The sequence below is a fragment of the Brachyspira hampsonii 30446 genome (assembly GCF_000316195.1).
GTDB lineage: Bacteria > Spirochaetota > Brachyspiria > Brachyspirales > Brachyspiraceae > Brachyspira > Brachyspira hampsonii_C.
Genome location: NZ_JH994110.1, coordinates 343,987 through 358,968, shown reverse-complemented (window position 1 = coordinate 358,968; position 14,982 = coordinate 343,987). Strand labels below are relative to the sequence as shown.

Genomic DNA, 14,982 nt, shown 5'->3' with positions numbered 1-14,982 from the left:
TTTAACCTCCAAATTTTTTACCTCTTTTTCTAAAATTGAGTATAATAGGTGTTCCTCTGAAATCGAACATCTCTCTGAATCTATTTTCCAAATATCTATTATAATGCGAATTTAATTTATGAGGATGATTGCAAAATACAGCAAAGGCAGGAGGATTTATACCTGTCTGAACAACATAGAAAATTTTAAAAGGATTTCCGCCGGCAGATATTGAATATTCTCTAGTAGCTCTTACCATAGTTTCTGTGAGAGCATGCGTTTCAAATCTCTGCATTCTTGTCTTTGCAACTCTTACAGCTAAAGATAAAAGTTTTTCTGCATCATTTTTTCTATTGGCACATACTTTGGCATAAAAAGCATAATTAAGAACAGGAAAAGTATCTTTCATATATGCCTCATAATCATTCCAAGTAATGCCTTTATCTCTTATGTCCCATTTATTTGCAGCTATTACTATTCCTTTTCTTCTTTCTATAATAAGATTGGCAATAGTTTTATCCTGATCTGTAAGCCCTTCAAAAACATCAAGCATAAGTATGCATACATCTGATGCTTCTATAGCTTTTATCGCTCTGTTTACACTATAGTATTCAATATCGCTATTGACATTTTTTTTCTTTCTTATTCCGGCTGTATCTACAAGACAAATATCATCATTTTTGAAATTAAATGTTTCATCTATAGCATCTCTTGTAGTGCCGGCAATATTAGAAACTATGCTTCTGTCTTTTCCTATCAATGTATTTAATAAAGTAGATTTTCCTGCATTTGGTTTTCCTACTATAGCTATATTGATTGTTTTCTTTTGTGCTATATATTCATCAAGTTTATATTGTTTTGATTTTTCTTTTTTATCATTATAACTTTCTTCATCTTCTTCATCTAAATTATCATCATAATCTTCAAAATCTTCATCTATATTTTCAATTTCTATTGTATCTTCATCATTATTATCAGAATTACTATTTTTAGAGATTTCTCTTTCAGCTTCCAAATCAAATCCGTTTCTTTCAAGAACTTCTAGTATTTTTTCTCTTAAATCATCAATACCGTTATTATGCTCGGCACTTATTATAGACACATCTTTTACACCTAATGAATAAAATTCACTCACTAAATTATTATGAGAGTCAGCATCCACTTTATTTATTACTAGTATTATAGGTTTTCCTGATTTTCTTATTATATTAATAAAATGTCTGTCATCAGGGTGGCTTTGATGTGCATCTACCAAAAACAAAAGTATATCCGAATCTTCTAAGGCTGTTTTTAATGCTTTTTCTCTTACCTTTTCATTTAAAGTGTCATCGCTTACATCGAGAAGTCCGCCTGTATCAAAAACATTAAACTCTATATCATCAATATAGGTTTTAGCTATACTTATATCTCTGGTAACTCCTGCTGTAGGGTCTACTATGGATTTTCTTCTTCCTGCAAATCTGTTAAACAATGTGGATTTACCTACATTAGGTCTTCCTAGTATAGCTATATTTATCATTTAATTAAGCCTTTTATATTATAATTAGAGTTAATAATATCATAATTTTTAATATATTGCTATTGAGCTTTATATTTTTTATATTATGAAGACAAAATAATATCTATTATAACTTTTTATTATCTTTATTCATTTTGCAATACTATTATAAATTCTATCAAATTCGGCTATAAAAGTAATAATAACTTTTTGTGTAATATTGTTTAATTTTGCAAAACAGTAATAAGGATCTTTTCCCTCATATTCTACATCAATTAATGAAGAAGCTTCTATATCTGTTAATTTAGTTATATTATGCTTAGTTAAAAATTCTGATAAATACAAAAAGCTATGATTATGATTAACTGTAAGTATATCATTGTCAAATGATAAAAATAAACCTATAAATGTATATTCAGCATCATTTTTAAATTGAATACCTTTATTATTGTAATAATAGTTAGTATTAAAATAATGTAAGAATCCCATTTTTAGCATAGTCTCGTATACTATTTCATCTTTATATTCTTTGTTCAATTTAATGTATGTCATAATATTATATCCCTGCTCCTGTAAAATTATTGCAACATTATATCATAATTATATTTTTATTAAAACCAAATTTATAAAAAAATATTATGTTAATATATGAAATAGGTTAAAAAATTAATAAACTCTTGGGCGGGCGTTAATATTTCTATATTGGTATTAAAGAAAATATAAATAAAAATTGCATAATAAAGTATTTAAGGATAAAGGGCGGGGTATGTAAATAGATTTTTAAATTTAATTACATTTGTCCACACTCTAGGCTTTTTAATTTATTTTACTATTTTGCTTTATAGTTATTCACTGTTTAAGCTAGAAATCACAGCCCCTACCATAGATTTATAGTCTGTACACCGCACGGTAAACGAAACAAAAAATATAAATATATTAACAATACAATTTTTGCTATGTTTGAAAATAAAATTTTGCGTGCGTTGTAAAGATTTAAAATCTAATAAAAGCTAGGGTGGGCGTTAAAAAATTCTTTTTAAACAATAAAGAAAGTTAAAAATTATAATTACAGATTAAAATAATAAACCTATAGGGTGGGAATTAGTAAAAGTTAAAAAAATTAAAAACTTTTTCTTGCTCCCCGCCCTTTATAGTTCATTACTTTATTTTGAATTTTAGCTTTATATTGTTTTATGATTTAAATAACATCTGTTAACACCCACCCAAGTGTATTTAAATTCATAGTATATTCACCGCACAGTAAACGAAACAAAAAATATAAATATATTAACAATACAATTTTCATTATGTTTAAAAATTAACTCTGCGTGCGTTGTAAAGATTTAAAATCTAATAAAAGCTAGGGTGGGCGTTAAAAAATTCTTTTTAAACAATAAAGAAAGTTAAAAATTATAATTACAGATTAAAATAATAAACCTATAGGGTGGGAATTATAATAAAGCTAAAAATTTAAAAACTTTTTCTAACTCTCCTCCATTTAGAATTTATTACTTCACTTTGAATTTTAGCTTCATATTGTTTTTGTATTTAAACTATATATGTTAGCACATACCCAAGCGTATTTAAATTTTTAGCCTATTCACCGCACGGTAAACGAAACAAAAAATATAAATATATTAACAATACAATTTTTGCTATGTTTGAAAATAAAATTTTGCGTGCGTTAAAGAAGTCCTAAATCTAATCAAAACTTGGGTGGGCGTTAATAAATGAAAATAAAATAAAAAGACAAATAAAATTTTAATTGCAGAATTAAACAATAAGCCTATATGGTGGTAATGAAAATAAGGCAAAAATTTAAAAACTTTTTCTAACTCCCCGCCCTTCAGAATTTATTACTTTAGTTTGAATTTTGACTTTATACTATTTTATTGTTTAAGTTAGATATTACAGCACCCACCCAAGTTTTTTTAAATTTGCGGAGAACATACCGCACGAGTCAATGAAATTTAAAATATATACTTCATTAAGAATAATAATTTGAATTATATATTTAAGTGTATTTACCGTGCGTTTTAGATTATGATTATAATATTTACATAATATGTAGATAAAATTTATCAAGGCATTTTTCATTATACCGAAAATAAAGAAAGCAGAATTTTTATTCTTTAAAAGGCGGAAAATATATGTATAAATATGTGATAGAAGGTTCAAACAATATCGGCGGAGTATTAAAGGTATCTGGGTCAAAAAATGCATCACTTCCTTTGCTTGTGGCATCTATTCTAACAGATGAGCCTGTAATACTTCATAATGTACCCGATTTGGTAGATGTTCATGTTCTTATAGATATATTAGAGCCTTTAGGAAAGAAAGTTGATTTTAAGAATAATACCACTGTAATAATATCTCATAATGGAAAGAGTGAAGAAGCTCCTTATAAACTAGTAAAAAAGATGAGAGGCTCTATTATAGTTCTTGGACCATTGCTTGCTAAAAGAAAACATTGCCGAGTATCCTATCCGGGCGGCTGTGCTTTCGGACCAAGACCAATAGACCTGCATTTAAAGGGAATGGAAGCTTTGGGAGCTAAAATAGATATAACAGCAGGATATATTGATGCTAAAGTGGAAGATAGCCTTATAGGTGCAGATATGGATTTATCTGGTAAGTTCGGACCTACCGTGTTGGGAACTGATAATGTTATGATGGCGGCATCTTTGGCAAAAGGAACTACTATTATAAGGAATGCTGCAAAAGAACCTGAATGCGTTAATCTTGTAGATTTGCTTAATGCTATGGGAGCAAAAATCACAGGCGGAGGCACTGATACTATTACTATAGAAGGTGTAGATAGTCTTCATGGTGCTGAGTTTACAGTGATACCAGACAGAATAGAGACAGGTACTTTTTTAGCAATAGCGGCAGCTGGAAGAGGAAAATTAAAACTCGAAAATTCTGAGCCTAAACATTTAAGTTTTGTATTAGACTTACTTTCAGATATAGGCTGCGATATAAAAACTACAGATACAACTATAGAGCTTGATGCTTCTAATAGAGAATTAAAGCCTTTTAAGGTGGAAACTCTGCCGTATCCGGGTTTTCCTACAGATTTGCAGGCTATTTATACAACACTCGCATGCACAATTAAAGGCAAAAGTGAGCTTATTGAAAAGATTTATCCAGACAGATTCAGCCATGTTCCAGAGCTTATTCGTATGGGAGCAGATATTGATCTTAATACTTCTGACATAGTAGTAAATGGAGGTAAAGAGCTTTCAGGAGCAGATGTACAGGCAAGCGATCTTCGTGCAGGTGCGGCTTTGGTTGCTGCAGGAGCTATAGCTAAAGGTGTTACAAATGTTCATAGGATTTATCACATAGAAAGAGGATATGAAAATTTGGAAGAAAAATTAAAAACTATTAATATAGATACAAAAAGAGAAAAAGACGACATATTATAATAAATTAGGGGGATTATAAATGGTAAGAGGTGTTTATACAGGTGCAAGCGGCATGATGGCCGAACAAGCAAGATTAGATGTAGTTGCTAACAATTTAGCTAATGTTGATAAACCTGGATTTAAAAGAGATACAGTAAGCTTCAAATCTTTTCCAGAGATGATGGCAGCAAGAACAGAAGATGATGGAGTAGTAATATTTCCGCTTGGTTCTACCGATGTAAGACCTTATGTAGGAAGAATGGGTACAGGAGTAGAAGTTAATGAGGTTTTCACAGAATGGGAACAAGGTTCATTAAGAGAAACAGGCAATCAGCTTGATATAGCTTTGGGCGATAAAGGATTCTTTGCTGTAGAAACTCCTCATGGTGAGAGATATACAAGAAACGGAAGTTTTTTAATAGATAAAGATCATTATCTTGTAACTAAGCATGGCTATAAAGTTATGGGTGAAAACGGATATATACAGATAAAAACTAATAACTTCAATATAGATGAAGAAGGAAGAGTAAGCATCAATAGAAGATATCAGGACGGCAATACATTTGTACAGTTTAATGATAATGAATGGGAAGATGAAGATATACTTGATACTTTAAAGATAGTAAGATTTGACAATGAAAGATATTTAAAGAAAGAAGGAGAATCTTTCTGGGTGGACACTGATATAAGCGGTCCTGCATATATAGCACAAAAAGGCGTAGACCGTCCTAAAGTATTATCAAGATTTTTAGAGATGAGCAATGTAAACCCTATAAATGAGATGGTTAGAATGATAGAGGTTCAAAGAGCCTATGAATTAAATTCCAAAACAATCTCTACTCATGACACATTAGTAGGCAGAGTAATTAATGAGGTAGGCAGAGTATAATTTCTTAATATGTACTTCATTTTTTTATGAATAAATTTTGATAAAAAATAAACGATAATGTATAATATTATATTAATTGCATTTATTTAATAGAGGATATTATGGCTTCAGAAAAGATAAAACTACATGTTATTAGAAAGCTTAAAATTATAAGTATTCCGCTATATTTATTAGTGGATATTGTTATTTGGAATACAGCGTTATTTTTTATATATAAAGAAATGCCGCCTATTTACGGACTAAAAATAGTCTTTTCTGTGATATCTTTTATATTTTTATTTAAATATTTAAAAATTTGGAAAATAAATTCTGATATAAGATTGGCAAGCAGAGTTCTATTAATATTTTTTGTTATTTCTCTAGTAGGAAGCGTAATAGAAATTGTTGCATACTCTATTATAAATAAGATATTCATACATACTATGACATTAGCTCTATTTAATGCCACTATAAATGCGGTTTTATTATCAAGTGTGTTTATGCTTTTATTTAAAATAATGTCTAAAGATTTTGAATTAGATGAAAACATATCCACTTTTTATATACCGCTTATAGCTAAATTAGGACTTATAGTATATTTGTTTTTCTCTACTATAATACTAGCTTTTCTTATGAATTATGTTTCTGTACAGGAAGATGTTTATTTAAAAAATTACAGTAATTCAATATTAAATGAAATTCTTGCTGTATCTGATAATATAAAAGGAATTGATGATAATATAAAATCAGATATGATGACTTATTCTGAATCGGTGCTTAATATTTATTCTAATAAAAGTGTCATCTCAAAAGATGATATACAAAACTATATTGTTAATAGAATAGGATATATAAACAATACTTTAAAAAATAAATATAATACAATCTCTATTAATATAAATCAGGAATATTTAGATACGGATCTGCCTTATTCCGTAACAATATCAAAAGATCCTACTACAGACAGATACAGCAGCAGAGCATCAGACGCCTTAGCTATTCATAATTTCTTAGAAAATGAAATAAGAGATAATCTTGTAACTTTAAATATAAATGTTTATGATAGAAATAATATATATATATCTGCTTATACACCTTTAAAATTATTCGGAAAAGATATTGGATATTTGATATCTGAAACAGGAATGGAAAGTATAAATAATATAATAAAAAATAATTATACTCTTTCTAAATGGGATTATATTTATTATTCAACAGAAAAAAGAGAGATAATACTTAGTTATGACAGCAGATATATAGCTGAAAGCTCCTCTTCAATATTATCATCATCACCGGAACTTGTTCAAAATATAGAAAATTTTGAGAAATCATTCGGAGCCAATAATACATTTGAAATATTGTATCCTATTAACATAGGAGGAAAAAAATCTATTGCTATAATTTCATATATAAAAGAATTAAAAGTTATTGGGCTGTACTATAAAGATATAAATACTTTAATAAAAGATTCTAATATGAATCTAACAGTATTTAATTATATATTTATATCTATATTTATTTTATTCTTTGGTGTTTATTTAATTATTTTGAAAATACTTCTATCTTCAATAAACAAAGCAAATAAATCTACAAAAATGCTTCTAGGCGGAAACGGAGATTTAAGAAAAAGAATATCTTCAAAAAATAATGATGAAATAGGAGTTTTAATTTATAACTTTAATTTATTCTTATCTAGTTTGGACAATCTTATAGGAGACTTGAAAGTAGAAAGTTATAAGGTATTTGAAGAGATAAAAGTAATAGAAAAGATTATTGATGAAAACACAAATAGAATAAATGATCAAAGCTCAAGCATCACTGAAAGCGTAGCAAGTGTTAATAATATTATTACTTCTATACAAAATGTTACTAGCTCTACAGATCAGCAAAAGCATGCTTTTTCATCAGCTTCTATCGCTGTAGAAGAGCTTTTGCAGACAATCTATAAGATTAATGATAATATGGAGCGTCAATCATCAGCAGTAGAACAGACTTCCGCTTCTATTGAAGAGATGATATCTAATATTACATCTGTGGCAAGAAGTGTTAATAAAGCAGACAGTTTCTCTAAAAAACTTCTTGTAGATGCACATGACGGCGGTGATACTGTAGATGAAGTTATTGAAGCTGTTAGAGGTATTGAAGAAAGCTCAGATCAGATTAAAGAAATAGTTAATGTTATTCAAGGTATTGCAGAACAAACTAACCTTCTCGCTATGAACGCAGCTATTGAGGCAGCACATGCCGGAGAACAAGGAAGAGGTTTCTCTGTAGTTGCCGATGAAATAAGATCTTTGGCAGAACATACTGCAGATAATACTAAATCTATTACAAACATCATTAAAGCTATTACTAAGAGAATAGAAGAGACAGTGGAGCTTGCAAGCAACAGTGGTAAGTCTCTTGATAATATACTTGATATGTCAGAAAATACTGCAAGAGTTGTTTCTGAAATCAATACTGCAAACAGTGAATTAGAGGTTGGCGGAAGAGATATACTTGAAACTATAAGACACTTAAATAATATTACTACAGGGGTTAAAGACAGCGTAAAAGAACAGATGAACAGCGGTGATGTGGTAGACAGTCAAATTACTTTGCTTGACCAGATTACTAGAGAAGTTTCTGATATAATTGAAGCTAATAGCTCAGGTGCTAAGGAAGTTATGCATGCTATGAGTTTCTTGAATGAGCTTTCTGTAAAAACTGTTGAGGGTAATAAAGAATTCTATACTGCTACAAATAAATTGAATGAAATATTTGTTAAATTTCATGAGCTTATGGGTAAATTTATCACAAATGCTGATGATATAGAAGAAGATAAAAATGAAAATGCTAATAAGAATCCGGAAAATTATACTGTAGATGAAAGAATGGATATGGAACTTAGAAGTCTTGAGGAAGAGTTTAAAAATGATAATGATGAATTTAAAAAAGATGATGATGTATTAGAGATGCTTAAAGAAGACTTTAAAAATCCGGAAATGTTTAATATGTAAATGAATATTGCGGCTTTTAATAATGAGATATTATATATATAATATAATATCTCATTTTTTATATTTTTGACTTTATTAACAATTATAAGTTTGATAATAATAAAGTTTTAATTATTAAAAATAAGTAGGTTAAGATTATGTCAAATTATACTATTGCTGAAATTGATTTATCCGTTTTTAAGAAGAATATGCAGATTATAAGATCCATTATAAATGAGGTTAAACTTCTTAATATTGTTAAAGCAAATGCTTATGGGCATGGTTTAATAGAGATATCTAAGGCATCGGAACAATTTGGAGCTGATGCTTTAGGTGTTGCCAATGTTGAAGAGGGGATAAAAATAAGAGAAGCTGGGGTTAAAATTCCTATATTAGTTCTGTTTCAGCATTTTAAAGATGAGTCTGATTTGGTATGCAAATATAATTTAAGTCCTATCATAAGTAATGATGAATGTTTAGAGTATTATGATAGATTTTTAAAAAAGAATGGCGGAAGTTTAAATTTATATATAAAAGTTGATACAGGATTAAACAGAATGGGGGCTAAACCTGAAGAAGTTGTGCCTTTAGCAAAAAAAGTATTATCTTATGAAACTCTAAATATAGAAGGTATTAATACTCATTATGCTGCTTCTGACATGAATGATGATTACTCTGTTAATTTTACTAATAAACAGATAAAAATTTTTCATGATGTATTAAATAATCTTAAAGAAAATGGTATAGAAATAAAAAATGCTCATACTTCTAATTCAGCAGCGATAATTTCATATAAGAATACATATTTTGATATGGTTAGAGCTGGAATAATATTGTATGGATATAACGATAATATTTTAGGTATTAATCCTATATTAAATTTAAAATCGTATGTTGTTTTAGTTAGAAATATAAAGAAAGGGGAAAGCATCTCTTATGGAATGACTTGGACTGCTAATAAAGATACAAGAGTGGCTGTAATACCTATAGGATACGCTGATGGAATACCAAGAAAATTATCAAATAATTGGGAAGTAAAAATTAATGGTAAATATTATCCTTTAAGAGGAAGAGTATGCATGGATTCTATTATTGCTGAAATAGGAAATGATGATGTAAATGTAGAAGATGAAGTTTTAATATTCGGTAATGATGAAAAACTCAATGCTTATACTTTAGCTAAGAGAATAGACACTATAACACATGAGGTGTTGGTAAATATAGGAGATAGGGTAAAAAGGGTTTATAAATATTAGAAAATAATTTATATAAAATTAATAATAAGTAATATGAGCTGCATATTAATATTTAATTTATGAATGAGCATCTTATAACTTTAGTTATAAGCTATTAATAAGCAGTTCATCGCTAGCAATAATAATAAAGCGTATGAATGAGCATCTTATAGATTTAGTTATAAGCTATTAATAAGCGAGTTCATCGCTAGTAACAATAAGGATATATTATGGTAGAAATGATAGCTAAAATAAATAATGTTGTTAATAGTTTTGTATGGGGACCAATAATGCTTACATTGTTAGTAGGTACAGGAATATATTTAAGCATAATAACAGGTTTTATACAAATAACAAAAATACCTTTATGGATTAAGCATACATTCGGAGCATTAGCAAAAAAACATGATTTAGATGATAATATTACTCCTTTTCAGGCGGTAAGCACAGCATTAGCAAGCACTGTAGGTACAGGAAATATTGCCGGTGTTACTACTGCAATAGTGTCAGGAGGACCTGGAGCTTTATTTTGGATGTGGTTTGCTGCTTTTTTCGGTATGGTTACTAAATATTCAGAGGTTATTTTAGCTGTTCACTATAGAATAAAAGATGATTTAGGTCATAATCATGGCGGTCCTATGTATTATATATCCAAGGGTGCTAATATGCCTTGGCTTGGGAGTATATTTGCTGCTTTTGCCGCTTTAGCATGTTTTGGGGCTGGAAATATGACTCAGACTAATGCTATGGCGGGGGTTATTTATCAGAATTTTGGAGTTCCGCATATAGTTACAGGAATAGTTGTTGTAATTTTAACTGCTGTTATTATTATAGGCGGAATAAGAAGAATAGCTACTGTTACCGAAAAATTAGTACCTTTTATGTGCGTTATATATATCATTTCAGGTATTATTATATTAATTATGAATGCCGATAAAATACCTCATGCTTTTCAGAGGGTATTTCAAGAAGCTTTTTCATTAAAACAGGTAGGAGCCGGATTTATGGGATATACTATAATGATGGGTATGAAATTCGGATTTGCAAGAGGCGTATTTTCTAATGAGGCTGGTTTAGGTACTGCTCCAATGGCTCATGGGGCTAGCAATTCAAAAAATCCTATAGAGCAGGGTTTATGGGGAATATTTGAAGTGCTTATAGATACTTTCTTTGTATGTACTTTAACAGGGCTTATAGCTATAATATTTTTAGAAGCTAATCATGGTACTAAATTAAATGGTGCTGAACTTATCTCTTTTTCATTCGGAAATAATTTAGGATATGCAGGCTCTGTAATACTTACAATATCTTTAGTATTATTTGCTTTTTCTACATTTGTGGGTTGGTCTCATTATGGTGTTGTTGCTTTAGGGTATCTTACAAAAAGAAATAAAATAGCTTCATATTCATACAGAGTAATATTCTTAATTATAGGTATAATTGGTGCTGTAAGTCAATTAGACTTGATATGGGCTATAGCTGATACTTTAAATGGGCTTATGGCTATACCTAACCTTATTGGGCTTCTTATACTATCACCAAAAATAGCTAAACTTACTCGTGATTATCTTAAAGATCCTAATTCTACTATAATGAAAGATTGATATTTTATTTTAAAAAAAACTTCTATAACAAAAATATAAAATATTTGAAGTTTTTTATTATTTAGTATTGATTTTTTATAAAAACATATTATAATTAATAATTATTATCAATAAGCATGGTGGTATAACTAAACTTTCTTATTGTATTATAATAGTTTTTATATAATAAAATTAATTTTGAAAAAATCTCATAATAATAAATCAAACTAATTTTTACCCCAATTTTACGGCAGTGTATAGAAATATACACTGTCATATATATTTAATTTCATATACAAAAATTACTTTATATAAAGCTATAAATTTAAATAAAGCTTGGGTGGGACGCTGTAAATTCTAATAAAACAATAAAAAAATTAAAAATTATATTTCACAGTAAAACTATAGGCATAGAGGGTGGGGAGTGTAAATAAATTGCAAAACTTAAATTACATACCCCACCCTTTTTACTTTATTGTTTTATTTACAAATAATTAGATTTATTTATATTTAAAGCTTAAAACATAAAAGCATGCCCGCCCTAGTTTTTGATTAGTTTACAGTCTATTCACCGCATGGTTAGCTTACTTTCAAATATTATAAAAATAGTATTATATTTTTTGTTTGATTCAACATGCGTTATTAAAAATTAAAAAATAAAATCATTAGTATTTTTTGATATATTGTTTTTTAATATGTTTCTTTTAATCTTTATTTCTTTTAATATGTCAGAAGCTAATTTAACATCTTTAAGAGATTTTCTTATCTGCCAAAATCCGCTGTCCCATAAAGATATTTTAAATTTTTCTTTATTAACTTTTTCTATGTTAGAATAAAAATATTTATAAAGTTTTTCAGCAGTATTTATCAAATCAAATGCTTCATCAGATATATATTTATTATTATTTTCTAAATATTCAAAACAAAATCTTTTTTCATTATTATATTCAAAGAAACTGCATCCGCTGTAAACTTTTTTATAATCAAATGGATAAAAATGATTTATTATAGTATAATATTTTTCTTTATATAAAATATTATCCATAGCAGATGTTTGATTGGAAGTAGAAAATAAAGTCCATACTACACAGTCTAATATAAATTTTCTATCCAATTCATTTTTAGGTATGCAAAATTGATCGCTTCCATTAAGCCAATCTACTTTAGCAGTTCTTCTAACGGCATGTATTATCATAGCCTTTTCAAAATTTTCTTTTGTAATAGAAAGCGAACCCGCCGAAGCCTGAGGAGCAGAAAATATAGCAGTAAGATTCTGTTTTTGCAAATCACTTCCGCAGCTCATAAGAGAACCTATAAAGCCTTCGCATACTTTATCTCTTATATCATGTCCTGAGGTTTTTACTTTTATTGCTGATGAAAGCGGTACAAATGTTGATGAAGTTTTTATTCTCTTTATCCATTTATTAAGAAGATTATCACTATCTATTACATTATAGCTTTTTTTATCTATTATACTGCAGTTATTATCAAGAACATCTAAAATAATATTTTCTGTTTTTATATTATGCTTATTATTTATTTCCCAAATGATGAAACTTACAGGAAAAGAAGTAGTTTTTGAAGTATTGTCAAAATTAGATGAAGAGAAAATAAATCCATTTAAAAATTTATAATTGCATACCTTATTTCTAAACTTTTCATTATTATTATATTTTATATAGTTGGTTTTAGAAAATATAGCAAGATAAACTTTATTTTTATCATTAAACTCTTTATGTATTCTAAACATAAACTGAGCATATAATTCTCTTGAAGCATCACCTAATTTTTCTTTATGCATCATATCTCTAATCTTACTTACACTAACATTTTTTTTACTTTTTGAGTTTGTACCTGCAACCTGACTTGTAGCATAAGGAGGATTAATTAATATAATCCATTTTAATTCTTTATTATTTAAATCATCTTGAAGTTTTTTAGGAAGCTTATAATATTGAAAATCATCATTATTTATATCATCATTTAAATAATCATATTGAAACTTAAAGGCATTTTTAAATTTTATTTTAGAATATTCTATATCATTTTCATCTATTGTGGACATATAAACATATTTATGATATTTTTCATCGATATAATACTCTAAATTTCCTGTTCCAGATGCCATATCCCATATTCTATATTTTCCATTTTCAAATTCTTTTTTATCTATTATGTTAAATATATAGTATAAAGATTTTTCAGCAAAATTTAAAGGAGTATAGAACTCTCCTAAATATCTCTTCTTAGAATCATGTGCATTCATATAACATTAGAAGAATAATAATATATAAAATCATAAACTAGAATCTAGCACCTAAATAAGGCATAGGATTCTTATGATCTCCTCCTATCCTCACCTCGAAATGACAATGTATTCCTGTGGTTCTTCCAGTGTTTCCTATTAAAGCTATACGATCTCCTCTTTTTACCTTCTGTCCATAATCAACAAGAAGTTTAGAATTATGACCATAAGCAGTCTGATATCCGTTAGCATGCGTAATTAGAACAAACCAGCCGTATCCGTTTCTCCATCCTGCAAATGAAACAGTACCATCAGCAACAGCAAGTATAGGAGTACCATAAGGACCTGCTATATCAACACCATAGTGATAACTTTTTTCCTGATTGAAAGGCGATAACCTTGCTCCGAATCCGCTTGATATTCTTCCCCCTCCTGCAACAGGCCATCCTAAAGGAATTTCTTTATGTATTTTTGGAGATACTTCCATAAATGAAAGAACATTCTTTTGATAGGAGTCTAATTCGCTAAGCATTTTTTCAATATTATTTAAAGATTCATTATTATTTAAATTATTGTTATTATTGAAAGTACCAACATCATTATAATCTATTGTATAGGATATAGATTTCATGATATTATTATAATCTGTTAAAGCTTTGGAAAATCTATTTAAAGATTTTTTATAATCTTCTATTAAAGTATAAGTTTTAGCTTCTCTTGCAGAAAGAGTGTTGTAAAATTCTCTAGCTGTTTTTTGTCTGTTATATGCATCATAACCTGTATAAATCAAAGCAGAGAATACTAAAAAAAGAAATAAAATCATAAAATTATTAATAGGAAGTCTTATTCCATGTTCTTCATCATCATAAAATATGAGTATGCTTCTTTCATGGTTTCCTTTTCTTTCAATGGCTCCTATAACCGAATTAAATGTATGTCTTATTCCGTAAGTAGCATTATATAAATTATTGAGAAGTTTTTTGGTTTTATTGAATTTTATTTTTGTTTTCGGAGCTTTATATCTTGAAGATGGAGTTAATTTAACACTTTTTTTATAGTTTATATCAAAGCGGGAATTAGAATTATCAGCAGATTTATTAGCATCTTTGAAATTGCCGACGAATTTTTTCGCTAAATTTTTAACATCTTTTGAAGTTTCTTCCAAATAATATTTATCCAACTGAGCATT

At 28.2% G+C, this 14,982-nt stretch carries 9 protein-coding genes; 5 read left to right on the top strand and 4 right to left on the bottom strand.

The features are described from left to right. Position 1: 1 nt before the first annotated feature. Positions 2–1,498, bottom strand: a complete 1,497-nt coding sequence (gene der, locus A966_RS01700) for a ribosome biogenesis GTPase Der (protein ID WP_008721853.1) — start codon at positions 1,496–1,498, stop codon at positions 2–4. A 129-nt stretch (positions 1,499–1,627) separates the two neighbouring features. Then, complete coding sequence (locus tag A966_RS01695; RefSeq protein ID WP_008721850.1) at positions 1,628–2,029, bottom strand: hypothetical protein; 402 nt, start codon at positions 2,027–2,029, stop codon at positions 1,628–1,630. A gap of 1,598 nt (positions 2,030–3,627) precedes the next feature. Here A966_RS01695 and murA point away from each other — a divergent pair. From murA to A966_RS01670, 5 genes are all read left to right on the top strand, one after another. After that, the gene (murA, locus tag A966_RS01690) at positions 3,628–4,905 is read left to right on the top strand and encodes a UDP-N-acetylglucosamine 1-carboxyvinyltransferase (RefSeq protein WP_008721849.1); all 1,278 of its coding nucleotides are present in this window, start codon (positions 3,628–3,630) and stop codon (positions 4,903–4,905) included. Between the two features lie 19 nt (positions 4,906–4,924). Continuing rightward, the gene (gene flgF, locus A966_RS01685) at positions 4,925–5,773 is read left to right on the top strand and encodes a flagellar basal-body rod protein FlgF (protein WP_008721847.1); all 849 of its coding nucleotides are present in this window, start codon (positions 4,925–4,927) and stop codon (positions 5,771–5,773) included. A 101-nt stretch (positions 5,774–5,874) separates the two neighbouring features. Then, positions 5,875–8,751, top strand: coding sequence for a methyl-accepting chemotaxis protein (locus tag A966_RS01680; protein ID WP_008721846.1), 2,877 nt, complete (start codon positions 5,875–5,877; stop codon positions 8,749–8,751). 137 nt (positions 8,752–8,888) lie between these two features. Continuing rightward, on the top strand, positions 8,889–9,986 hold the full coding sequence (gene alr / locus A966_RS01675; protein ID WP_008721844.1) for an alanine racemase: 1,098 nt from the start codon (positions 8,889–8,891) through the stop codon (positions 9,984–9,986). Positions 9,987–10,195: 209 nt separating this feature from the next. After that, the gene (locus tag A966_RS01670; RefSeq protein ID WP_008721842.1) at positions 10,196–11,569 is read left to right on the top strand and encodes an alanine/glycine:cation symporter family protein; all 1,374 of its coding nucleotides are present in this window, start codon (positions 10,196–10,198) and stop codon (positions 11,567–11,569) included. Between the two features lie 628 nt (positions 11,570–12,197). On the opposite strand, the gene A966_RS01665 is transcribed toward A966_RS01670, so the two are convergent. Both A966_RS01665 and A966_RS01660 read right to left on the bottom strand, forming a co-directional pair. Then, on the bottom strand, positions 12,198–13,814 hold the full coding sequence (locus tag A966_RS01665) for a hypothetical protein (RefSeq protein ID WP_008721840.1): 1,617 nt from the start codon (positions 13,812–13,814) through the stop codon (positions 12,198–12,200). A gap of 37 nt (positions 13,815–13,851) precedes the next feature. Beyond that, on the bottom strand, positions 13,852–14,958 hold the full coding sequence (locus A966_RS01660) for a M23 family metallopeptidase (RefSeq protein ID WP_008721838.1): 1,107 nt from the start codon (positions 14,956–14,958) through the stop codon (positions 13,852–13,854). Positions 14,959–14,982 lie beyond the last annotated feature (24 nt).

Bases quoted from the DNA above. Each gene is read 5' to 3' on its own strand.
- der (WP_008721853.1), bottom strand. From the start codon at position 1,498: ATGATAAATATAGCTATACTAGGAAGACCTAATGTAGGTAAATCCACA.
- A966_RS01665 (WP_008721840.1), bottom strand. From the start codon at position 13,814: ATGAATGCACATGATTCTAAGAAGAGATATTTAGGAGAGTTCTATACT.
- A966_RS01670 (WP_008721842.1), top strand. From the start codon at position 10,196: ATGGTAGAAATGATAGCTAAAATAAATAATGTTGTTAATAGTTTTGTA.
- murA (WP_008721849.1), top strand. From the start codon at position 3,628: ATGTATAAATATGTGATAGAAGGTTCAAACAATATCGGCGGAGTATTA.
- A966_RS01695 (WP_008721850.1), bottom strand. From the start codon at position 2,029: ATGACATACATTAAATTGAACAAAGAATATAAAGATGAAATAGTATAC.
- flgF (WP_008721847.1), top strand. From the start codon at position 4,925: ATGGTAAGAGGTGTTTATACAGGTGCAAGCGGCATGATGGCCGAACAA.
- A966_RS01680 (WP_008721846.1), top strand. From the start codon at position 5,875: ATGGCTTCAGAAAAGATAAAACTACATGTTATTAGAAAGCTTAAAATT.
- alr (WP_008721844.1), top strand. From the start codon at position 8,889: ATGTCAAATTATACTATTGCTGAAATTGATTTATCCGTTTTTAAGAAG.